Raw genomic sequence first — 19,874 nt, 5'->3', positions numbered from 1 at the left:
CCTCAGGCCAGCTTGATCTCGACGTCAACGCCGGCGGCCAGATCGAGCTTCATCAGCGCATCGACCGTCTGCGGCGTCGGCTGCACAATGTCCAGCAGCCTTTTATATGTGCGCACCTCGAACTGCTCGCGCGACTTCTTGTCGACGTGCGGCGAGCGGTTGACGGTGAACTTCTCGATACGCGTCGGCAGCGGAATGGGACCGCGAATAAGTGCTCCGGTGCGACGTGCCGTATCAGCAATGTCGCCAGTGGCCTGATCGAGCACACGATGATCGAACGCCTTCAGGCGAATCCGGATATTCTGCGTTTCCATAAGAGCTACCGATGCGAAAGAGCCAATCCCCGAGGGGACATTTAACCAAAGCCGTTACCGGAGCCGAAGGCCCCGGTGCGGGCGAATAAACCTTGAAAGCGTGAGCCGCCCGAATCCCGCAGGATTCGAGCGGCTGCGCGCCCTATATTACTTCGTGATCTCGGCGACAACCCCTGCGCCGACAGTCCGGCCGCCTTCTCGGATCGCGAAGCGCAGGCCTTGATCCATCGCGATCGGGGCAATCAGCTTCACGCCCAGATTCACATTATCCCCGGGCATGACCATCTCGGTCCCTTCCGGCAGCACCACTTCACCCGTCACGTCGGTCGTGCGGAAGTAGAATTGCGGACGGTAATTGGCGAAGAACGGCGTGTGACGGCCACCTTCGTCTTTGGAGAGGACATAGACCTCGGCCTTGAAATCGGTGTGCGGCGTGATCGAGCCGGGCTTGGCCAGAACCTGGCCACGCTCCACTTCGTCACGGCCGACCCCGCGGATCAGCGCGCCAATATTGTCACCCGCCTGGCCCTGATCGAGCAGCTTGCGGAACATCTCGACGCCGGTGACCACGGTCTTCTTGGTATCCGTGATGCCGACGATCTCGACTTCCTCGCCAACCTTGACGATGCCGGTTTCGACGCGGCCGGTGACGACCGTGCCGCGGCCCGAGATCGAGAACACGTCCTCGATCGGCATCAGGAACGGCTTGTCGAGCGGACGCTCCGGCTGCGGGATATAGCTGTCGACGGCGGCCATCAGCTCGAGGATCGCCTTTTCGCCAATCGTCTCATTGCTGTCTTCCAGCGCGGCCAGTGCCGAACCCTTGATGATCGGAATGTCGTCGCCAGGGAAATCATAGGACGAAAGCAGTTCGCGGATTTCGAGCTCAACGAGCTCGAGCAACTCCTCATCGTCGACCTGATCGACCTTGTTCATGAAAACGACGAGAGCCGGAACACCGACCTGACGGGCGAGCAAGATGTGCTCGCGGGTCTGCGGCATGGGGCCGTCGGCGGCCGACACGACCAGGATGCCACCATCCATCTGCGCGGCGCCGGTGATCATGTTCTTCACATAGTCGGCGTGACCCGGGCAATCGACATGCGCATAGTGACGCGCTTCGGTTTCATATTCGACGTGGGCGGTCGAGATGGTGATGCCGCGCTCGCGCTCTTCCGGAGCCTTGTCGATATTGGCATAGCTTGTGTAGGTCGCGCCGCCGGTCTTGGCGAGCACCTTGGTGATCGCCGCGGTGAGCGACGTCTTGCCATGGTCGACGTGACCGATGGTGCCGATGTTGCAATGCGGTTTCGTCCGCTCAAACTTAGCTTTCGCCATTTTGCCTAACCCTCGTCTTTCTCTAACAAATTCAAACTGTCACGTCGCTCAAGCAAGCTTCGCCTTGACCTCTTCGGCCACGTTCGCCGGCACTTCCTCATAATGAGAGAATTGCATCGTGTACTGCGCGCGCCCCTGAGAGAAGGATCGCAGCTCATTAACGTAGCCGAACATATTGGCAAGCGGCACCATCGCTTCGACGATCTGTGCATTGCCCCGGCTGTCCGTTCCCTGGATCTGGCCACGGCGGCTGTTCAAGTCGCCAATGACGTCGCCAAGATAGTCTTCAGGGGTGGTGACTTCCACCTTCATGATCGGTTCGAGCAGCTTGATGCCCGATTTGCGGGCACCTTCGCGCATCGCGCCGCGGCCGGTGATCTCGAAAGCCAGCGCCGACGAATCGACGTCGTGATATTTGCCGTCGAGCAGCCGGATGTTGAAGTCGATGATCGGGAAGCCGATCAAGGATCCGGTCGCCGCCGTCTCGCGCATACCCTTTTCGACCGACGGAATATATTCGCGCGGAATGTTGCCGCCCTTGATCTCGTCGATGAACTGGATGCCCGATCCGCGCTCACCCGGCTCCAGCGCAACCTTGACTTCGCCGAACTGGCCGGAGCCACCCGATTGCTTCTTGTGGGTGTAGACCAGCTCGACCGGCTTCGCGAGCGATTCGCGATAGGCGACCTGCGGCGCACCGACATTGGCCTCGACCTTGAATTCGCGCTTCATGCGGTCGACCAGGATCTCGAGGTGGAGTTCGCCCATTCCCTTGATGATGGTCTGGCCCGATTCCTGGTCGGAGGAAACACGGAAGGAGGGATCCTCCTGCGCCAGGCGGTGAAGGGCGACGCCCATCTTCTCCTGGTCCGCCTTCGTCTTCGGCTCGACCGCGACCTCGATCACCGGATCCGGAAACTCCATCCGCTCGAGGATGATCGGCGCGTTCGGCGCACATAAAGTGTCGCCGGTTGTGGTGTCCTTGAGGCCCACGAGCGCGACAATATCGCCGGCAAAGGCTTCCTTGATGTCCTCGCGGTCATTGGCATGCATGAGCAGCATCCGCCCGACCTTTTCCTTCTTGTCCTTGACCGAATTGACCACGGTCGAGGCGCTGTCGAGCTTGCCCGAATAGATGCGGGCGAAGGTCAGCGTGCCGACGAACGGATCGGTCATGATCTTGAAGGCGAGGGCCGCGAAGGGCGCATTGTCGTCGGCCGGACGCTCGTCGGTGGTCTCGCCGTCCAGCTTCAAACCCTGGATGGCCGGGACGTCGAGCGGGCTCGGCAGATAATCGACGACGGCGTCGAGCATCGGCTGCACGCCCTTGTTCTTGAAGGCCGAACCGCACAGGACGGGCACGAACGAGAAGTTGAGCGTACCCTTGCGGATCAGCTTCTTCAGCGTCGCGACGTCCGGCTCGTTGCCTTCCAGATACGCTTCCATCGCGGCATCGTCCTGTTCGACGGCCATCTCGATCATTTCCTGGCGTGCCGCCGCGGCGGCGTCCGCCAGATCGGCGGGAATATCCTGATATTCGAACTTCGCGCCCAGGCTTTCCTCGAGCCAGATGATGGCCCGGTTCTCGACCAGATCGACCAGGCCCTTGAAACCGCCCTCGATGCCGATCGGCAGATAAAGGACCATCGGACGGGCGCCGAGGCGATCCTTGATCATGCCGACGCACATTTCGAAATTGGCACCGGTGCGGTCGAGCTTGTTGACGAAGCACATCCGCGGAACCTTGTACTTGTCGGCCTGACGCCAAACCGTCTCCGACTGCGGTTCAACACCGGCGACGCCGTCGAACACGGCAACCGCGCCGTCGAGCACGCGCAGCGAACGCTCGACCTCGATGGTGAAATCGACGTGCCCGGGCGTGTCGATGATGTTGATCCGATGATCGTCCCAGAAACAGGTGGTGGCAGCCGACGTGATCGTGATGCCCCGCTCCTGCTCCTGCTCCATCCAGTCCATGGTGGCGGTGCCTTCATGGACTTCGCCGATCTTGTAGGACTTGCCCGTATAATAAAGCACACGCTCGGTCGTCGTGGTCTTGCCGGCATCGATGTGGGCCATGATGCCGATATTGCGATATTTTTCGAGCGGGTGGCTGCGGGGCACGATTTCAACTCCAGGGCCGGGCTCCGGCCCGGCGTTCGATTATTACCAGCGACGTTCCACGACCACCGTTGTTACCAACGGTAGTGGGAGAAGGCCCGGTTGGCCTCCGCCATGCGGTGCGTGTCTTCGCGCTTCTTGACAGCATTGCCGCGATTGTTGGCGGCATCCATCAGCTCGCCGGACAGGCGGGCGGCCATGGTGTTTTCGGACCGCGAACGGGCCGCGGTGATCAGCCAGCGGATGGCGAGGGCCTGAGCACGCTCGGGACGAACCTCGACCGGCACCTGATAGGTGGCGCCGCCGACACGGCGGCTGCGGACCTCGATGCCCGGCTTGATGTTGTTCAGGGCATCATGGAACACCTGAAGCGGCTCGCGCTTGGCGCGCGCCTCGACGGTCTCGAAGGCGCCATAGACGATGCCCTCTGCGACGGACTTCTTGCCGTCGAGCATGACGCTGTTCATGAATTTCGAAAGGACCAGATCCCCGAATTTGGGGTCGGGCAGGATTTCGCGCTTTTCCGGGCGACGGCGACGTGACATCTCTTATTCCCTTACTTCGGACGCTTGGCGCCGTATTTCGAACGGCTCTGCCTGCGGTCCTTGACCCCTTGCGTGTCAAGCACGCCGCGTAGCACGTGGTAGCGCACGCCGGGAAGGTCGCGAACACGACCGCCACGGATCAGCACCACCGAGTGCTCCTGAAGGTTATGGCCTTCGCCGGGAATATAGCTGATCACTTCACGCTGGTTGGTCAGGCGGACCTTGGCCACCTTGCGCAAAGCCGAGTTCGGCTTCTTCGGGGTCGTCGTATAGACGCGCGTGCAAACACCCCTTTTCTGGGGATTTGCTTCCATCGCGGGAACCTTCGAGCGCTCTTTCTGCGGCTCGCGACCCTTGCGGATCAACTGATTAATCGTCGGCATGAAGCCCTTCACCTTAGTTACTTTACTGATACGCAAAATGCGCAAAGAACCCGGCGGCCCTATCGGCCCCCCAGGCCTTTGCGATACGCACAGCAATGTTCAAGCTCTTGCGCCCGTCGCAGGACAGCGTCTGGTCTGTCACCCACCACCAGCCCCGGGCGAGGCGGCCTATAACCGCGGGAGGGATATGGGTCAACGGCAGAAGTTTGCAGGCAACCCTTCTGCCGTCCTGGGCAGTGCCGCCGCGCCTATTCGGTCGTTTCGCCCGTCCATTCGTCATTGTCGTGATCGCGCTCGGCCTGGGCCTTGTCCTTATGGACGACGCCGTCCTTATGTTCGGGCGGTCCATATATCGTGTAAAGCCGAAGCGGCTCGTCGCCGGTATTGACGACATTGTGCCGCGCGCCGGCCGGTACGATCACCGCGAAATCATCCTCGACCTTGTTGGCGATACCGTCGATGCGAATCTCGCCTTCACCTTCCTCGATGCGGAAGAACTGGTCGCGATCCTCGTGAACCTCCTCGCCAATCTCCTCTCCAGGCTTCAGGGTCATGAGGACGAGTTGCAGATTCTTGCCTGTGTAAAGGACGCGGCGAAAATCGTCATTCGCCAAGGTCACCTTTTCGATGTCGTCGACATAACCCTTCATATTCTTGCTCCCTCATTCGGCTCCAGCCCATTCAACCGGTCCGGGCCCGCAGAGTTCCTGCGCGATCGCCATATGAGGCGTCTTCGAGGCATATCGTTATCCTTGCGGCAGCAGACAAGTCGGGGGAGCCGCGGCATGACGCAAAAAGGCGGGCCGAAGCCCGCCCTTCCGGCCTTTACTGCGGAGCCTGCTGAGCGAGCTCTTGGGCCCGTTCCAGATGCTTCTGGATCGGACCCGACACGTTTGCGGCATGCTGCTTCAAGGGTTCGACCTCGCCGGACGCGGCATAAGCCTGCACCATCGCAAGCGCCTTCTGATGCGCAGACACCTGCTGCTGCAAATATGTCTGGTCGAACTGATCCGCCGCAGAACGAAGCGCCTCCATATTCGCCTGCTGTTCCGGATTCATGGCTGGAGCGACCTCGATCGGTGGTTGCGCCCTGCCGGCGGCATCCTTGAGATCGGCTGTGGACTTTTCATGATCGGCCACGATCATGCGGGCCAATTCCTTGATCTCGTCATTCTGCGACTTTTCGATCGCGAGGCGCGAACTTTCTATTTCATACATGTCGCTGGCGGCCGCCATCGTGGAATATTCCTGACCGTTCGCAGGCATCCCCGCCGGATCCGCGGTCATGAGGCTCATATTGCCCGGATCGGCCTCGCCGGCCGCATTCAGCGCTTCGTTGTCGACGACGATGTCGCCGGCGGGCTCGTTGCCGCCACAGGCGGCCAGAGCAAGGATCGCGGCCGACGCCGCGAGGATCTTGATGTTCATGCTTCCTCTCCCAGTCTCATTTCGGACGACCGGGCAGCAACGAGGAAACTCTTCTCCGCGTTCCGAGAATTCTTATTGATCTCAGTAATGAAGAGCACGGCCATATGCGTCGAGAACGCTTTCGTGCATCATCTCCGACAGGGTCGGATGGGGGAACGTGGTCTGCATCAGTTCCGCCTCGGTGCTTTCGAGCTGGCGGGCAATGCAATAACCTTGGATCAGCTCGGTCACTTCGGCGCCAACCATGTGCGCGCCGAGCAATTCACCGGTCTCGGCGTCGAAAATGGTCTTCACGAAGCCCTCGGCCTCGCCGAGCGCGATCGCCTTGCCGTTGCCGACGAAGGGGAATTTGCCGATTTTGAGCTTGCGGCCCGTCTCCTTCGCTTTGGCTTCGGTCAAGCCGACCGAGGCGACTTGCGGCCGCGAATAGGTGCAGCCGGGAATGTTTGACTTGTCGAGCGGGTGAACGTCCTTCCGCCCGGCCAGCGCCTCGACGGTGACGACCGCCTCGTGCATGGCCTTGTGGGCGAGCCAGGGGGGACCGGTGACATCGCCGATCGCCCACAGGCCCTCGACATTGGTGCGCCCATAGGGATCGGTGTCGATATGGCCACGCGCCATCTTCACGCCCAGCCCCTCCAAGCCGATATTCTCGCTATTGGGAACGATGCCGATCGCGACGATGGCATGGGAAAAGTCCTGAGAATCGACCTTGCCGTCCTTGGCCTTGATCGCGGCGCGGACGCCCGACGTGCTGGTCTCAAGCTTGTCGACGCCCGACGAAATGTGGATCGTCATGCCCTGCTTGGTCAGCGCCTTGTGGACGAAGGCCGAGACATCCTCGTCTTCCACTGGCAGGATTCGGTCGAGCATTTCGACGATCGTCACCGGCACGCCCATGTCGGAATAGAAACTGGCGAACTCGACGCCGATGGCGCCCGATCCGATGACCAGCAGCTTGGTCGGCATTTCCTTCGGCACCATGGCGTGGCGATAGGTCCAGATCCGTTCGCCATCGGTCTTGGCAAAGGGCAGATCGCGCGCGCGCGCGCCCGTGGCGATGATGATGTTCTTCGCTGCAAGATCGGTCTTCTTGCCGTCCTTGGTGACGCTGATCGCGCCCTTGCCAGTCAGCACCCCGTCGCCTTCCACGACGGTGATCTTGTGCTTCTTCATCAGCCCTTTGACGCCGGCATTGAGCTGGCCGGCGACCTTGCGGCTGCGATCGACAATCGCGGAAAGGTCGAAGCTCACCTTCTCGGCCTTCAGGCCATAGGCGCTGGCATGGGTCAGATAATGATTGATCTCCGAAGTGCGGAGCAGTGCCTTGGTCGGGATGCAGCCCCAGTTGAGGCAGATGCCCCCCAATTTCTCGCGCTCGACGATCGCCGCCTTGAGCCCGAGATGCGAAGCCCGAATAGCCGCGACGTAGCCGCCGGGCCCGGAGCCGAGAACGATGAGGTCATATTGATCAGCCATGGAACACCTCTAACCTCCTCTCCCCTCCGCGGGAGAGGGGTTGGAGAGAAGGGATGCTAGCGCGTCGGCAATGCACTGAAGCAACCCCTCCTCATTGTTGAAAATATCGTACTTCCAGAAGCGGAGGATGCGGAAGTCTTGCGCTTTTAAATATGAGTGGCTTGTCCCGTGTGGCTCTTTGCCATGATGGCTGCCATCGGCTTCAACAATCAGCCGTTGGTTCAAGCAGACGAAGTCAGCGATATAGTGATCGATCGGGAGCGGCCGTCTGAATCTGAAGCCGACGAGGCGCTTGACGCGCAATATTTGCCACAGGCGGTGTTCAGCATCGGTAGGAGCAGAACGCATTTCCTTGGCGCGGGAGCGGATTTGGCAGGCGGTGGTTAGAAACGACTCCTCTTTCTCCGGCCCCTCTCCCGGAAGGGGAGCGAGGTGGGAGAGAGGGGTCGCGGCGTCTTCAATCATGATCGGACCTAAGCCAACATCCCCAACGGCTGTTCCACCAGCCGCTTGAAGGCCTGCATCAGCTTCGCGCCGTCGGCGCCGTCGATGGCGCGGTGGTCGAAGCTGCCGGTGACGCTCATCACGGTCGCGATCTGCAGCGAGTCGTTGACGACCCACGGGCGCTTGGCGCCGGCGCCGATCGCCATGATCATCGCCTGGGGCGGATTGATGACGGCATCGAACTGGGTGATACCGTACATACCCATGTTGGATATGCTGGCGGTGCCGCCCTGATATTCGTGCGGCTCCAGCTTGCCTTCGCGGGCGCGCGCCGCAAGGTCCTTCATTTCCGTGGCGATGACCGACAGGCTCTTTGTGTCGGCGCCGGTGATGATCGGCGTGATCAGACCGTTTGGGATCGAAACCGCAACCGAAATATCGGCGCGCTTGAAGGTGAGCAATTGTTCGCCGGTATACCGGACGTTGCAGGCGGGCACCTCGATCAAGGCGGCAGCAAGCGCCTTGATCAGCATATCGTTGACCGAAAGCTTTATGCCGCGCGACTCCAGCGAGGCGTTGAGGTCGCCGCGAAGCTTCAGCAAGGCATCGATCTGGGCATCGACGGTGAGGTAGATGTGAGGAATCGTCTGCTTCGATTCGGTCAATCGGCGCGCGATCGTCTTGCGCATGTTGGTCAGCTTGGCCGTGTCATGCGGGATTTCCGGCACGCCCTCAGCAGGCGCCGCTTGCGAAGCGGCAGCGGTCGCGGCGCCGGCCGCAGGAGCCCGCGGCTTCCCGGTGGCGCCGTCGATATCGGCCTTGACGATCCGGCCGCCCGGCCCGGAACCGGTTACGGCCGTAAGGTCGATGCCCTTTTGCTCGGCCAGGCGGCGGGCGAGCGGACTGGCCTTGACCCGCTCCCCGGATTCGGCCGGACGGGCAGGCGCTGCCGCCGGGCCTTCCTTCGCCGGAGCGGCTTCGGCGCTCTTGGCTTCGTCAGCCGCAGGCGCCTTGTCGGGGGGCGGCTGCGGGGCGCCCGTCTCGCCACCATCCTTCGCGACCGGTTCCTCTGCCGCCTGGCGGACGGAAGCGGGAGACGGGGCGGTGTCGGCAGCCGCCACTTTCTCGCCTTCGGCAGCGATCAGGGCGATGACCGTGCCGACCTTTACTGCGTCCGAACCTTCGGGAACCAGAATCTTGGCGATCACCCCTTCGTCGACCGCCTCGAACTCCATCGTCGCCTTGTCTGTCTCTATCTCGGCGAGAAGATCGCCCGAAGCGACCTTGTCGCCTTCCTTCACCAGCCATTTGGCAAGTGTCCCTTCCTCCATGGTCGGGGACAGAGCAGGCATTTTGAGTTCGATGGGCATCGCGCTTCGCGCTCCTCGCTTCCGGCTGGGGCGTTTGGAGCCAAACAGCAAGAAGAGGGGCTGGGTCAAGGGGGCGGTGCTTGCGCCTCCCCTCATATTGTCGCAGCATTGGCATTTGGACCCTGAGGGGAAGTGGGGATGCGCGCATATCTGGTCGTGATCGACGAGACCGAAGAGGCGCGGGCAGCGTTGCGCTGGGCCGCGCGAAGAGCTGCGCGCACCGGCGGCCAGATCGAGATCCTGGCGCTGATACCCCCAGCCGAGTTCGTCCAATGGGGCGGCGTCCAGGCGGCCATGGAAGAGGAGGCGCGCCTCCGCGCGGAAGCCAAGGCGTTGCAAGCCTCCGGCTCGATCGTCGAGGAAGCCGGCGTGACACCATCGATCCTGGTACGCCAGGGCGATCCGGTGAAGGCGATTACCGAGATACTCAAGGAACGGGACAATATTGCCGCGCTCGTCCTGGGCGCCGCCGCTGAGGGCGGCCCCGGGCCGCTCGTCAACCACTTCGCCGGTATAGCCGGCGGCCTTGCCTGCCCGCTGGTGATCGTGCCGGGGCAGCTCAGCGACGAAGCGCTGGACGCTCTAAGCTGATGGCTGGCCCCATTCCCGACCGGTCGTATGGGGAAAGGCCAAATTTCCTTTGCTCGCGAGCCTTCCGATCTACCCGATGAGCTTCTGACTCGACAGCTATTTGGACCGGCGGACGGCCTTGCGATCCTTGCTGCGGTAAACCGGCCGCACCTTCCGATGGGCGGGTCGCTCCTTGACATATTCGTAGCGGGTGACGGATTCCATGACTGGCGCAGTGGTGACGATAGTCTCCGTCACCAGGACCGGCCCATAGCCATAGCCATAGCCATAGCCGGTGCAATTGCAGTCATAGCCGGGCGGTGCGTAGCCGGGATAAGCATAAGTGTAGCGGCGGCCGCGCTCGCCTGGACGCTCATCGCCAGGGGCGTCGTCGACGAACCCTTCGTCACGGTTGCCACGCGCATAATCCTCGGCCCATTCATAATCATCCTGGCCGGGCTGAAAATCGCCTTCGCCGACATAAGCGGGAACGCCATTGTCGTCATAGTCCCAGCGTTCGCCCTCCACATCCCAATTCACGCCGTAGCGACCGTCAAGAACGCGGCCATAAGGATCGACCAGCAGGGCATCGTCATAATAACGCACCCAATGGCCGCCGCCGAATGGCTGGGAAAAGCCGTAAAGGTTCCAATTGCGAACATGATAGCGCGGGCCGAACCAGGCGTGGGGCAACATCCCACCGCGATCGATGCGGCGGACGTGCGCGAAACCGCCGCCATGTTGGCCGGCCGGCTTCATGCCGTGATGCTGGCGCATCTCCATGCGCCCTCCCCGGTGCCGCACCTGCGGTGGCGCGACGTGGCGGGTTTGCGGACGGGTGCCCTGGCGCCAGCTATGCCCCGCCTGCGGCACCCTGTGCTGCGCGACCGCCCCGCCGCCGGGCCGATGGGCCCCTTGGTCTGGATTCGGAGCCGCCGCCTGGGCCATCGCCGCCGGTATCAGGACGGTCGACGATGCCGCCATTGCAAAGAGGCTCAGCTTCTTCATGATCCGCATCCTTATATGCCTGGCGAACCCTGCAAGGGCGGGGCCGCTTAAGACATTTTTAACCTTGGCGCGGTCCCATTTCCACTGGGGCAATGCGAGGTGCGACGATTCGTGCCAATTCGACACAGCCCGCCAGATCATCGTCATCGAAGCGTCCAGGAATCGGGCTGTCGAGATCGAGCACGCCGATCAACTCGCCTGCGTGGACCAGCGGTATCACCAGCTCCGATGCGGATGCGCTGTCGCAGGCGATATGGCCGGGAAAGGCATGGACGTCGGCAACGCATTGCGGCTGCCGGGTCGCGGCAGCGACCCCGCAGACGCCTTTGCCGAAGGGAATGCGAATGCAGGCGGCGCGACCCTGAAAGGGGCCAAGCACGAGCTCGCCGCCGAGGTTGCGATAGAAGCCCGCCCAATTGAGTTCGAGCAACCCTTCCCAGATCAGGGCCGACACATTGGCCATATTGGCGATCGCGTCGGACTCGCCGTGCGTCAGCGCATCGGCAGCTGCACAGAGCTGCCGGTACAACTCCCGTTTGTCCCCGGCACCAAGTTCAAAAGCAAACATCATCTAATCCAATCGGGGCTTGGCCCGCATCTGCTTGACCGCGCCGCGCTGCGACTTGGCCTCGACCCGTCGTGCCTTGGCGGCCCGGCTGACCTTGGTCTTGATCCGCTTGGCCTTCCTGATGTGCGCCCTGGCGACAAGATCCGCCAGCCGCGCCCGCGCATCCTCCCGGTTCGCTTCCTGCGTCCGATAAGTGCGGGCGGTGATGATGATCTCGCCCTCGCTGTTCATCCGGCTGCCCGCCAGTTCCTTTAGCCGTGCATAAACAAGCGGTGAAAGGCCGAGCTTGAAGACGGAACAGCGCAATTGGACTGCGGTCGCCACCTTGTTGACATTTTGGCCGCCGGGTCCGCTGGCAGCGATGAAGCTTTCCTTCAGCGCTTCTTCCGGGATCGCCCAGGATTCAGAATTGGACATCGCCGAACCCGGCGCTGACGAATGTGGGCGGCAAGGGTGCTTTCGCCGCCACGGGCGGCTTGCCATCACGATCCATCGTCAGCGAAAGTGCGTGGAGGAGCATCGGTCCCTTCCCGCGCCCGTAAACGGGATCCCCCGCAATAGGAATGCCCAGCCCCGAAGCTGCGTGCACCCGCAATTGGTGGGTTCGCCCGGTCTCCGGCAGGAACAATATGACGGATTGGCTGCCCCTCACGGCCAGCCGGCGCCAGTGGCTGATCGCCGGCTTTCCCTTGGTATCAGCAACCATTCGCCAGCCTTGTTCAGCGCTGGACACCTTGCCGAGCGCCATGTCGACGACGCCTTCCTCCCGTTCGGGCACGCCATCGAGCACGGCAAGGTAGGTTTTCGTCACCTTCTTGTCCTCGAACGCGCGCTGGAAACGCTTATGGGCCTTCGGATTGCGGGCCAGCAGCAGGCAGCCGCTGGTATCGCGGTCGAGGCGATGGACGGGAAGCGGCTCCCTTTCGAAGCCGAAGCGGAAATGACGGAGATAATCTTCCAGGCTCTCGGGTGTCTTGGAGCCCGGATGCACCGCCAGTCCAGCAGGCTTGTCGATGACGATGGCCTCGCCATCGATGAAAAGAACATATTTTTCCCACATGTCAGGATTCGCACACCTCGTTGCCCAGGCCCTGCCACGGCTGTGGCGGCGGCGCAACGCAGCGCCGCGACTCGTTGGGAATCCTGATTTAATTCGAAATTAACCTTTTGCGTTCACATCTCCAATGGTTAATGAATAGCACCCAGGGGGAGCCGGGGCCGATGAGCGGCGCCGGAACCGCAGGAGCGAAGGGGCGAGCCAATGCGTGTTCTGCTGATCGAAGACGAGCCGACGACCGCGAAGAGTATCGAGTTGATGCTGAACAGCGAAGGCTTCAACGTCTATACGACCGATTTGGGCGAAGAGGGTTTGGACCTCGGCAAGCTCTATGATTACGACATCATCTGTCTGGATCTTAACCTGCCGGACATGCACGGCTATGACGTGCTTAAGAAATTGCGGCTCGCGAAGGTCGGAACGCCGGTGCTGATCCTTTCCGGAATCAGCGAGATGGATTCCAAGGTTCGCGCCCTGGGTTTCGGGGCCGACGATTATGTCACTAAGCCATTTCACCGCGACGAACTGGTCGCACGCATCCATGCCGTCGTCCGCCGTTCCAAGGGCCATTCCCAGTCCGTCATCCGAACCGGTAAGCTCGCCGTCAACCTGGATGCGAAGACCGTCGAGGTCGATGGCTCGCGCGTCCATCTGACCGGCAAGGAATATGCCATGCTGGAGCTGCTGTCGCTCCGCAAGGGCACCACGCTCACCAAGGAAATGTTCCTCAACCACCTTTATGGCGGGATGGACGAGCCGGAATTGAAGATCATCGACGTCTTCATCTGCAAGTTGCGGAAGAAATTGAGCCTGGCCTGCGGTGGCGACAATTATATCGAGACCGTCTGGGGGCGCGGCTACGTCCTGCGCGATCCTGAAGAAGTCGAGACGGCCCAAGTCGCCTGATCCTGCTCCCGACTGGCAACAACGAAAAGGGCTTTCGCGGCGACGCGGAGGCCTTTTTTGCACCCTCTGCCGGTTTCGTGCATTCAACCTGAAATGGGATCGAAACCGGCGTTTGACGAATTGTGGGGTACGAGGCGGGGGAAAAAGCCCCGGCCCGGCTTCGAACCGCTTGCGCGCTGGCTGACCGAGACACAGCATTCCGAGCTCGTGCGTCGCCAACAGGCCGCCGAAGTCGCCTTCCGTACTCTGGGCATAACGTTCAACGTCTATGGCGAGGAGGAAGCGGCCGAACGAATCATCCCGTTCGACATCGTCCCGCGCGTTTTCACCGCTGGCGAATGGAAAAGCCTGTCGGAAGGCCTGGAGCAAAGGGTGCGGGCGATAAATGCCTTCATAGGCGATATCTATGGGCAAAGGCGTATCATCGCCGACGGTGTTGTTCCGGCCGATATCATACTCGCCAATCCGCAATTCGCGTTGCAAATGGCGGGCGCCGAACCGCCCCACGGGATCTACGCGCATATTTGCGGGATCGACCTGGTCCGGACAGACGCCGATCAATTCTTTGTCCTCGAAGACAATTGCCGCACGCCGTCGGGCGTCTCCTACATGCTGGAGAATCGCGAGGCCATGCTTCGTCTCTGCCCCGAACTGTTCGACATCAACAAAGTCGAGCCGGTCGACACCTATCCGGATCTCCTGCGCGACACGCTTTATTCGGTGGCACCGCAAGGGGTCCGCAACCCCGTCTGCGTCCTGCTCACCCCCGGCCACTTCAACTCGGCCTTCTACGAACACAGCTTCCTTGCGGACAATATGGGGATCGAGCTGGTCGAAGGCTCCGACCTGGAAGTCGACGACGATTTCGTATGGATGCGCACGATCGACGGGCGCGTGCGGGTTGACGTGATCTACCGCCGTGTCGACGATGCCTTCCTCGATCCTCTGCTGTTCCGCCGCGACAGCCTGCTTGGCGTTCCGGGGCTGATGGCCGCCTATCTGGCGGGGAATGTGACACTGGTGAATGCGCCCGGCACGGGCATCGCCGACGACAAGGCCATCTATTCCTACATGCCGGACATCGTCCGTTATTATTCCGGAGAAGAGGCCAGGCTTCCCAATGTCGAAACGTGGCGGTGTCGGGAACCGCAGGCGCTCAAATATGTGCTCGACCACCTGGACCAGCTGGTGGTCAAGCTGGTCGATGGTTCGGGCGGCTACGGCATGCTCGTCGGACCGACGGCGAGCGCAAGCGAGATCGAGCGGTTCCGCGCCGCATTGAAGGCCGAACCGCATCGCTACATCGCCCAGCCCACACTGGCTTTGTCGACCGTGCCGACGCTTACGGAGGATGGGCTCGCGCCGCGCCACGTCGATTTCAGGCCGTTCGTTCTGACCGGCGCGAACGGTGTCTCCATCGTCCCCGGCGGGTTGACCCGGGTCGCCCTTTCGAAGGGCTCGCTGGTCGTGAACAGCAGTCAGGGCGGCGGCACAAAGGACAGCTTCATCCTGGCCGAACGGGAAGACGAAGGATGATGCTCTCCCGTACCGCCTCCAATCTCTACTGGATCGGCCGTTACATGGAGCGCGCCGAATTCACGACGCGCCTGGTCGAGGCGACCATCAGGCTCAGCGCCCTGTCGGGTGGCGCACAGGCCGACCAGGCCTGGCGGAGCGCGCTCGCCGTTACGGGGGAGGCGGCGAGCTTCGCCCGAAGCATCGAGAATTTCAGTCCATTCGCCGTCAGCCGCTACCTGACCCTTGCGGAGGAAAATCCCAATTCCGTGCGCGCCTACCTCGGCGCGGCGCGGGACAATGCGCGCGCCGCGCGCAATGCCTTGACGCGGGAGGCGTGGGAGGCGGTCAATCGGGCCTGGCAAAGCGTCCGCGACCGTTCCAGTCCCGGCGGCGGCCAGGCGACCTTGAACCTGGTGGAAGCCATCAAGGCCGAGACGCGCGGCTTCGAAGGTGCCGTGGCCCGCATGCTGCGCAGGGAAGCCTATTGGTTCATGCGACTGGGATCGGTGATCGAACGCGGCGACAACACGGCGCGATTGCTGGACGTCAAATATTATCTGCTGCTTCCGCAGGGCGAACAGATTGGCGGCGCGCTCGATCGCGACCAATGGACGACTATCCTGCACACAGTCTCCGCGCGAACCGCCTATCGACATATTTATCAGGATGCATTGAAACCTTGGTTGGTGGCCGACCTGCTCATCTTCAAGCGCGAGCTGCCGCGATCGCTGGTGGCGTGTGCTGCCGAGACCATCGAACTGCTGGCCGACCTCGGCGAGCTCACCGGACGGCAAGGCGAGGCCGACCGGCTGGCGCGCCAACGCGAGCGCTATTTGCTGGACACGGATATTGACGGCGTGTTCCGCAAGGGGCTGCACCAATATCTGAACGGCTTTATCAATGACAATGCGGCGCTCGGACAGGCGATCGCCGCGCAATTCAGGTTCGGGTGATGCGGCTGAGCGTCCAATATGAGACCAGCTATCATTATAGCCGCCCGGCAAAGCGGGTGATCCAGTTGCTGCGACTGACACCGCTCAGCTTCGAAAGCCAGAATGTGGTCGACTGGCGGATCGACGTCGATCGCGACGCGCGGATCCGGGAAGGCCGGGACGGCTATGGCAACATCATCCACATGCTCTATGTCGATGGTCCCGTCGACAGCCTGAAGGTCAGCGTCACGGGAAAGGTGCTGACCCAGGATCGCGGCGGCATAATCGGCGAGGTTCCAGGCGATCTTCCGCGCCAGGTCTTCCTGCGCCCGACCCTGCTCACCGAACCTGGACGCCCGCTCCATCAGCTCGCATCGGCTCTCACCGCCCAGGGCGGCAGCCCATTGGACAAGCTGCACCGGTTGACCTCCGCCATCCACAGCCGGATGACCTTCGACACCGGCGAGACCGAAGTCGATACGACCGCGACCGACGCCTATTTCAACGGCCATGGCGTTTGCCAGGACTTCGCCCACATCTTCATCGCCGTCGCCCGGCTGATCGGTATCCCCGCCCGCTACGTGTCCGGCCATTTGTTTCGTCGCGACGGCGCGTTGTTGCAGGAGGCCGCCCATGCCTGGGCGGAAGCCTGGATCGAACATCTCGGCTGGATCGCGTTCGACCCTTCCAACGGCATCTGCGCCGACGATGCCTATATCCGCATCGCCACCGGCCTCGATTACCAGGACGCGGCACCCTTTGCCGGCGCTCGCAACGGCGGCGGCAGCGAAAAGCTTTCGGTAGGCGTGCAGGTTCGGCAGACAGACGGCCAGCGCCAGTCGCAATCGCGTGGCACCCAAGCCCAATCACAGTCCCAGGGTTGAGAATGACATGACTTATTGCATCGGATTGCTGCTGAACGACGGACTGGTGATGATGGCGGACACCCGTACCAATGCCGGCGTCGACAATTTCTCGTCCTATAAGAAGCTGCACACTCTGGCCGACAGTTCCAAACGGCAGATTTTCGCTGTGACCTCCGGCAGCCTGTCGATGAGCCAGACGGTGATCAGCCTGATCCAGGAGGGGCTGCCGGCTGGCGACGGATCCGAACTCAGCCGGACGATCGGAAGCGCGACGAGCATGTTTCGGGTCGCCCAGATGGTGGGCGAGGCCGTCCAGATCGCCAACAATACGGTAGGCAGCGCCCTGGAGGCGATCAATCTGAGCAGCTCCGTCTCGCTGTTGCTCGGCGGCCGTATCGGCGATCAGCCGCCCGCTTTGTTCCAGATCTATTCGGCTGGGAATTTCATCGAGTGCAGCGTCGAAGCGCCCTTCCTCCAGATCGGGGAGACCAAATATGGCAAGCCGATCCTCGATCGCGGCATAGCCATGGACATGCCACTCCACGAAGCGGTGAAGGTCGCCTTCCTTTCCTTCGACAGCGCCATGCGCTCGAACCTTGGCGTCGCCCGGCCGCTGGACCTGATGGTGATGCCGCGCGCCAAGGGATCGGCCGTCCTCACCCGCCGCATCGAACCCGACGACGATTATTTCAACGCCTTGTCACTGCGGTGGTCGCTGCTGCTCCACGAAGCCACCCGGGCTATCCCCAACCCGCCCTTCATGGACGAAAAGGGAGCGGCAAGATCCTGATCAATGGAGCAGAGCGCGTCGAGACGCTCCACTCTTTCGCGATTATCAGCGGCCCAGCGGCAATTCCCGCTGGTCCGGCTCGAAGCGGCTCCAGCCCTGCGGGCCGAGTTTCTCCAGCGGGCGGAAGCGGGCCTTATAGGCCATGCGCCGCGAATCCTCGACCCAATAGCCGAGATAGACATAAGGCAGGTTTGCGCGCCCGGCGCGGATGATGTGGTCGAGAATGATATAAGTTCCAAGACCTGGGCGTTTGGGATCGTCCGGTTCGAAGAAGCTGTAGATCATCGACAGGCCATCCGCCTGCTGATCGGTGAGGCAAGCGCCCACCAGCCGCCCGGGGCGCCCATCGACCGACGGTTCGCGATATTCGATGACATAGGTCTTCACGGGGCTTTGCTCGATCATGTCGGCGAAATCGCTTTCGTCCATGTCGGCCATGCCCCCGCCGGGATGGCGCATCTTCAGATACCGCCGAAGCAGCGCATATTGTTCTTCGGTCGTCCAGGGTTTGCAGGCCGTGACCTCAAGATCGGCGTGACGGCGGAGCATCTTGCGCTGGGTTGCGCTCGGCTGGAATTCGCCGGCCACGACCCGCACGGAAATGCAGGCGGCGCAATCGATGCAGCTCGGCCGATAGGCGACGCCCTGGCTCCGCCGGAAGCCGATCCGGCCGAGCGCATCGTTCAGATCGGTCGCATGCTGTCCGGTCAGTTCGGTGAACACCTTGCGCTCCGTCTTGCCCGGCAGATAGGGACAAGGCGCCGGGCTGGTCACGAAAAAACGGGGGAAGCGGAAGGGTGCGCTCACCGAGACTCCATGGAAAACAGGCTTGGTTGCCTGAATCTTTATGAGCCCTCGCGCCGCCGAAGGGAAGAGTGCCGAACGGCCAAATGAAGGTTAATCGCGCCGCGTTCCAGCATGGGACGCGCGGTCAGCCAATCTCTACCGGATGGACACTGAATCCTTCCTGCTCCAGCTTCCTTACCAGGCCCTGGAGATGCTCGGCGTCGCGGGCCTCGCATTCAATGTCGATGAACGTGTCCTTTGCCGGAAGCGCGGTGAAGATCCGCTGGTGAAAGATCTCGATGATATTGACCTGATGCTGGTCGAACAGCTTCACGACGGACAGCATCGCGCCCGGCCGATCCTGGAGCTGGATGCGCAGGCGCGCCATCCGTCCTGAACGCACAAGATCGCGCAGCAACACGGTGGCGAGAAGGCGGGTGTCGATATTGCCGCCGGTCAGGATGATCCCGACCTTGCGTCCGCGGAATCGCTCACCATTGGCGAGCAATGCGGCGAGACCGGCAGCGCCGGCGCCCTCGACCACCGTCTTTTCGATCTGGAGCAGGAGACTGATCGCCGTTTCGATCTCGGGCTCCGTAACCAACAGAATCTCGTCGACCAGGGCGCGGACGATTTCGGCCGTGCGCCGGCCAGGTTCCTTGACGGCGATGCCTTCGGCGATCGTGTCGCCGGCGGATGCCAGATTCTTGCCGGTGACGCTGCAATACATGGAAGGATATAGCTGCGCCTGGACGCCCAGCAGCTCGATGTCGGGGTTGATCCACTTGACGGCGGTGGCAATCCCGGAAATCAGGCCGCCGCCGCCGATCGGCACCAGCAGGACCTCGAGATCGGGGGCATCCGCCAGCATCTCCAGCGCCACGGTTCCCTGACCGGCAATGACGTCGAGATCGTCGAACGGATGGACAAAGGTGAGGTCGCGCTCCGCAGCCAGCCGCATCGCCTCGGCATAGGCCTCGTCGAACGTCTCGCCGTGAAGCACGATGGTCGCGCCATGGCTCTCGGTCTGCATCACCTTCACACTGGGTGTCGGGATCGGCATGACAATGGTGACGGGAACGCCGAGCCGGGCACCATGATAGGCCACGGCCTGCGCATGATTTCCCGCGGACGCTGCGATCACGCCCCGTGCGCGGACAGCTTCGTCCATCAGCAGCAGTCTGTTGAGCGCGCCACGCTCCTTATAAGCGGCGGTGAACTGGAGGTTTTCGAATTTCACGTAGACGCTTGCGCCGGTCGCGTCCGAAAGGGTCCGGCTGAGCTGGGTGGGCGTGCGGACCACCGCGCCTTCGATGCGGCGGGCGGCCGCCTGGACATCGGACAACGTGACGGCGGAAGTCTGTCGGAGAGCGGGACTGGCCATGGCCGGAGCCTGTATCCGATATGGCGCAAGCGCGAAACAATGCTTATGCGACAGGGCAAAGACGTAG

General features: G+C 62.1%; 22 protein-coding genes. 6 read left to right on the top strand and 16 right to left on the bottom strand.

Annotated features, from left to right (window positions below; all coding sequences use genetic code 11):
* Window positions 1–2: 2 nt before the first annotated feature.
* The 10 genes from rpsJ to RQX22_RS03305 form a co-directional block, all read right to left on the bottom strand.
* Window positions 3–314: a 30S ribosomal protein S10 gene (gene rpsJ / locus RQX22_RS03350; RefSeq protein ID WP_028969184.1), complete on the bottom strand. Its 312-nt coding sequence runs from the start codon at window positions 312–314 to the stop codon at window positions 3–5.
* Window positions 315–461: 147 nt separating this feature from the next.
* Window positions 462–1,652 (bottom strand): elongation factor Tu, encoded by a 1,191-nt coding sequence (gene tuf, locus RQX22_RS03345; RefSeq protein WP_315723660.1) that lies wholly within the window; start codon window positions 1,650–1,652, stop codon window positions 462–464.
* Window positions 1,653–1,700: 48 nt separating this feature from the next.
* On the bottom strand, window positions 1,701–3,776 hold the full coding sequence (gene fusA / locus RQX22_RS03340; RefSeq protein WP_315723659.1) for an elongation factor G: 2,076 nt from the start codon (window positions 3,774–3,776) through the stop codon (window positions 1,701–1,703).
* Window positions 3,777–3,847: 71 nt separating this feature from the next.
* On the bottom strand, window positions 3,848–4,318 hold the full coding sequence (gene rpsG / locus RQX22_RS03335) for a 30S ribosomal protein S7 (RefSeq protein ID WP_315723657.1): 471 nt from the start codon (window positions 4,316–4,318) through the stop codon (window positions 3,848–3,850).
* Between the two features lie 11 nt (window positions 4,319–4,329).
* Entirely contained in the window at window positions 4,330–4,701 is a 372-nt protein-coding gene (rpsL, locus tag RQX22_RS03330; RefSeq protein WP_315724580.1) for a 30S ribosomal protein S12, read from the bottom strand.
* A gap of 248 nt (window positions 4,702–4,949) precedes the next feature.
* Window positions 4,950–5,351, bottom strand: coding sequence for a cupin domain-containing protein (locus tag RQX22_RS03325; RefSeq protein WP_315723654.1), 402 nt, complete (start codon window positions 5,349–5,351; stop codon window positions 4,950–4,952).
* A gap of 175 nt (window positions 5,352–5,526) precedes the next feature.
* Window positions 5,527–6,129 carry a DUF4142 domain-containing protein gene (locus RQX22_RS03320; protein ID WP_315723653.1) on the bottom strand — a complete coding sequence of 201 codons (603 nt, stop codon included), beginning with the start codon at window positions 6,127–6,129 and terminating at the stop codon, window positions 5,527–5,529.
* 81 nt (window positions 6,130–6,210) lie between these two features.
* Window positions 6,211–7,608, bottom strand: coding sequence for a dihydrolipoyl dehydrogenase (lpdA, locus tag RQX22_RS03315; RefSeq protein ID WP_315723651.1), 1,398 nt, complete (start codon window positions 7,606–7,608; stop codon window positions 6,211–6,213).
* 9 nt (window positions 7,609–7,617) lie between these two features.
* Window positions 7,618–7,956 (bottom strand): endonuclease domain-containing protein, encoded by a 339-nt coding sequence (locus RQX22_RS19285; RefSeq protein WP_410001600.1) that lies wholly within the window; start codon window positions 7,954–7,956, stop codon window positions 7,618–7,620.
* A gap of 125 nt (window positions 7,957–8,081) precedes the next feature.
* Window positions 8,082–9,422, bottom strand: a complete 1,341-nt coding sequence (locus RQX22_RS03305) for a pyruvate dehydrogenase complex dihydrolipoamide acetyltransferase (RefSeq protein WP_315723647.1) — start codon at window positions 9,420–9,422, stop codon at window positions 8,082–8,084.
* Window positions 9,423–9,560: 138 nt separating this feature from the next.
* Here RQX22_RS03305 and RQX22_RS03300 point away from each other — a divergent pair, with 138 nt between their 5' ends.
* Window positions 9,561–10,013, top strand: a complete 453-nt coding sequence (locus RQX22_RS03300; RefSeq protein WP_315723645.1) for a universal stress protein — start codon at window positions 9,561–9,563, stop codon at window positions 10,011–10,013.
* A 96-nt stretch (window positions 10,014–10,109) separates the two neighbouring features.
* Here the strand turns inward: RQX22_RS03300 and RQX22_RS03295 are convergent, their stop codons facing one another.
* The 4 genes from RQX22_RS03295 to RQX22_RS03280 are packed head-to-tail and all read right to left on the bottom strand — an operon-like array spanning window position 10,110 to window position 12,628.
* Window positions 10,110–11,000 (bottom strand): RcnB family protein, encoded by an 891-nt coding sequence (locus RQX22_RS03295; RefSeq protein WP_315723644.1) that lies wholly within the window; start codon window positions 10,998–11,000, stop codon window positions 10,110–10,112.
* A 58-nt stretch (window positions 11,001–11,058) separates the two neighbouring features.
* Window positions 11,059–11,568 (bottom strand): GAF domain-containing protein, encoded by a 510-nt coding sequence (locus tag RQX22_RS03290; RefSeq protein WP_315724578.1) that lies wholly within the window; start codon window positions 11,566–11,568, stop codon window positions 11,059–11,061.
* Between the two features lie 3 nt (window positions 11,569–11,571).
* Entirely contained in the window at window positions 11,572–11,985 is a 414-nt protein-coding gene (gene arfB, locus RQX22_RS03285; RefSeq protein ID WP_315723643.1) for an alternative ribosome rescue aminoacyl-tRNA hydrolase ArfB, read from the bottom strand.
* On the bottom strand, window positions 11,972–12,628 hold the full coding sequence (locus RQX22_RS03280) for an RluA family pseudouridine synthase (RefSeq protein ID WP_315723641.1): 657 nt from the start codon (window positions 12,626–12,628) through the stop codon (window positions 11,972–11,974). Before RQX22_RS03280 ends, arfB begins: the two co-directional genes overlap by 14 nt.
* A 201-nt stretch (window positions 12,629–12,829) precedes the next feature.
* Between RQX22_RS03280 and ctrA the strand changes: the two genes are divergently transcribed.
* The 5 genes from ctrA (at window position 12,830) to RQX22_RS03255 (ending at window position 17,637) form a co-directional block, all read left to right on the top strand.
* Window positions 12,830–13,531: a response regulator transcription factor CtrA gene (gene ctrA / locus RQX22_RS03275; protein WP_315723639.1), complete on the top strand. Its 702-nt coding sequence runs from the start codon at window positions 12,830–12,832 to the stop codon at window positions 13,529–13,531.
* Window positions 13,532–13,624: 93 nt separating this feature from the next.
* Entirely contained in the window at window positions 13,625–15,067 is a 1,443-nt protein-coding gene (locus RQX22_RS03270; RefSeq protein ID WP_315723637.1) for a circularly permuted type 2 ATP-grasp protein, read from the top strand.
* Window positions 15,067–16,002 (top strand): alpha-E domain-containing protein, encoded by a 936-nt coding sequence (locus RQX22_RS03265; protein ID WP_315724576.1) that lies wholly within the window; start codon window positions 15,067–15,069, stop codon window positions 16,000–16,002. The genes RQX22_RS03270 and RQX22_RS03265 overlap by 1 nt, the downstream gene beginning before the upstream one ends.
* A complete protein-coding gene (locus tag RQX22_RS03260; RefSeq protein ID WP_315724574.1) occupies window positions 16,002–16,865 on the top strand; it encodes a transglutaminase family protein in 864 nt (287 codons plus the stop codon). The genes RQX22_RS03265 and RQX22_RS03260 overlap by 1 nt, the downstream gene beginning before the upstream one ends.
* Window positions 16,866–16,872: 7 nt before the next feature.
* Window positions 16,873–17,637: a peptidase gene (locus RQX22_RS03255; RefSeq protein WP_315723635.1), complete on the top strand. Its 765-nt coding sequence runs from the start codon at window positions 16,873–16,875 to the stop codon at window positions 17,635–17,637.
* A 45-nt stretch (window positions 17,638–17,682) separates the two neighbouring features.
* On the opposite strand, the gene RQX22_RS03250 is transcribed toward RQX22_RS03255, so the two are convergent.
* Both RQX22_RS03250 and RQX22_RS03245 read right to left on the bottom strand, forming a co-directional pair.
* Entirely contained in the window at window positions 17,683–18,444 is a 762-nt protein-coding gene (locus tag RQX22_RS03250) for an arginyltransferase (protein ID WP_315723633.1), read from the bottom strand.
* A 124-nt stretch (window positions 18,445–18,568) separates the two neighbouring features.
* The gene (locus RQX22_RS03245; RefSeq protein ID WP_315723631.1) at window positions 18,569–19,807 is read right to left on the bottom strand and encodes a threonine ammonia-lyase; all 1,239 of its coding nucleotides are present in this window, start codon (window positions 19,805–19,807) and stop codon (window positions 18,569–18,571) included.
* Window positions 19,808–19,874 lie beyond the last annotated feature (67 nt).

This window comes from Sphingosinicella rhizophila (genome assembly GCF_032378825.1).
GTDB classification, from domain to species: domain Bacteria; phylum Pseudomonadota; class Alphaproteobacteria; order Sphingomonadales; family Sphingomonadaceae; genus Allosphingosinicella; species Allosphingosinicella rhizophila.
The sequence above is the reverse complement of the archived record's forward strand: the minus strand, read 5'-3'. Positions and strand labels throughout refer to the sequence as shown.

Bases quoted from the DNA above. Each gene is read 5' to 3' on its own strand.
- RQX22_RS03265 (WP_315724576.1), top strand. From the start codon at position 15,067: ATGCTCTCCCGTACCGCCTCCAATCTCTACTGGATCGGCCGTTACATG.
- RQX22_RS03290 (WP_315724578.1), bottom strand. From the start codon at position 11,568: ATGTTTGCTTTTGAACTTGGTGCCGGGGACAAACGGGAGTTGTACCGG.
- lpdA (WP_315723651.1), bottom strand. From the start codon at position 7,608: ATGGCTGATCAATATGACCTCATCGTTCTCGGCTCCGGGCCCGGCGGC.
- rpsJ (WP_028969184.1), bottom strand. From the start codon at position 314: ATGGAAACGCAGAATATCCGGATTCGCCTGAAGGCGTTCGATCATCGT.
- tuf (WP_315723660.1), bottom strand. From the start codon at position 1,652: ATGGCGAAAGCTAAGTTTGAGCGGACGAAACCGCATTGCAACATCGGC.
- arfB (WP_315723643.1), bottom strand. From the start codon at position 11,985: ATGTCCAATTCTGAATCCTGGGCGATCCCGGAAGAAGCGCTGAAGGAA.
- RQX22_RS03305 (WP_315723647.1), bottom strand. From the start codon at position 9,422: ATGCCCATCGAACTCAAAATGCCTGCTCTGTCCCCGACCATGGAGGAA.
- RQX22_RS03245 (WP_315723631.1), bottom strand. From the start codon at position 19,807: ATGGCCAGTCCCGCTCTCCGACAGACTTCCGCCGTCACGTTGTCCGAT.
- RQX22_RS03270 (WP_315723637.1), top strand. From the start codon at position 13,625: ATGGGATCGAAACCGGCGTTTGACGAATTGTGGGGTACGAGGCGGGGG.
- RQX22_RS03325 (WP_315723654.1), bottom strand. From the start codon at position 5,351: ATGAAGGGTTATGTCGACGACATCGAAAAGGTGACCTTGGCGAATGAC.
- RQX22_RS03255 (WP_315723635.1), top strand. From the start codon at position 16,873: ATGACTTATTGCATCGGATTGCTGCTGAACGACGGACTGGTGATGATG.
- ctrA (WP_315723639.1), top strand. From the start codon at position 12,830: ATGCGTGTTCTGCTGATCGAAGACGAGCCGACGACCGCGAAGAGTATC.
- RQX22_RS03280 (WP_315723641.1), bottom strand. From the start codon at position 12,628: ATGTGGGAAAAATATGTTCTTTTCATCGATGGCGAGGCCATCGTCATC.
- rpsG (WP_315723657.1), bottom strand. From the start codon at position 4,318: ATGTCACGTCGCCGTCGCCCGGAAAAGCGCGAAATCCTGCCCGACCCC.
- RQX22_RS03300 (WP_315723645.1), top strand. From the start codon at position 9,561: ATGCGCGCATATCTGGTCGTGATCGACGAGACCGAAGAGGCGCGGGCA.
- rpsL (WP_315724580.1), bottom strand. From the start codon at position 4,701: ATGCCGACGATTAATCAGTTGATCCGCAAGGGTCGCGAGCCGCAGAAA.
- RQX22_RS03260 (WP_315724574.1), top strand. From the start codon at position 16,002: ATGCGGCTGAGCGTCCAATATGAGACCAGCTATCATTATAGCCGCCCG.
- RQX22_RS03320 (WP_315723653.1), bottom strand. From the start codon at position 6,129: ATGAACATCAAGATCCTCGCGGCGTCGGCCGCGATCCTTGCTCTGGCC.
- RQX22_RS19285 (WP_410001600.1), bottom strand. From the start codon at position 7,956: ATGCGTTCTGCTCCTACCGATGCTGAACACCGCCTGTGGCAAATATTG.
- RQX22_RS03295 (WP_315723644.1), bottom strand. From the start codon at position 11,000: ATGAAGAAGCTGAGCCTCTTTGCAATGGCGGCATCGTCGACCGTCCTG.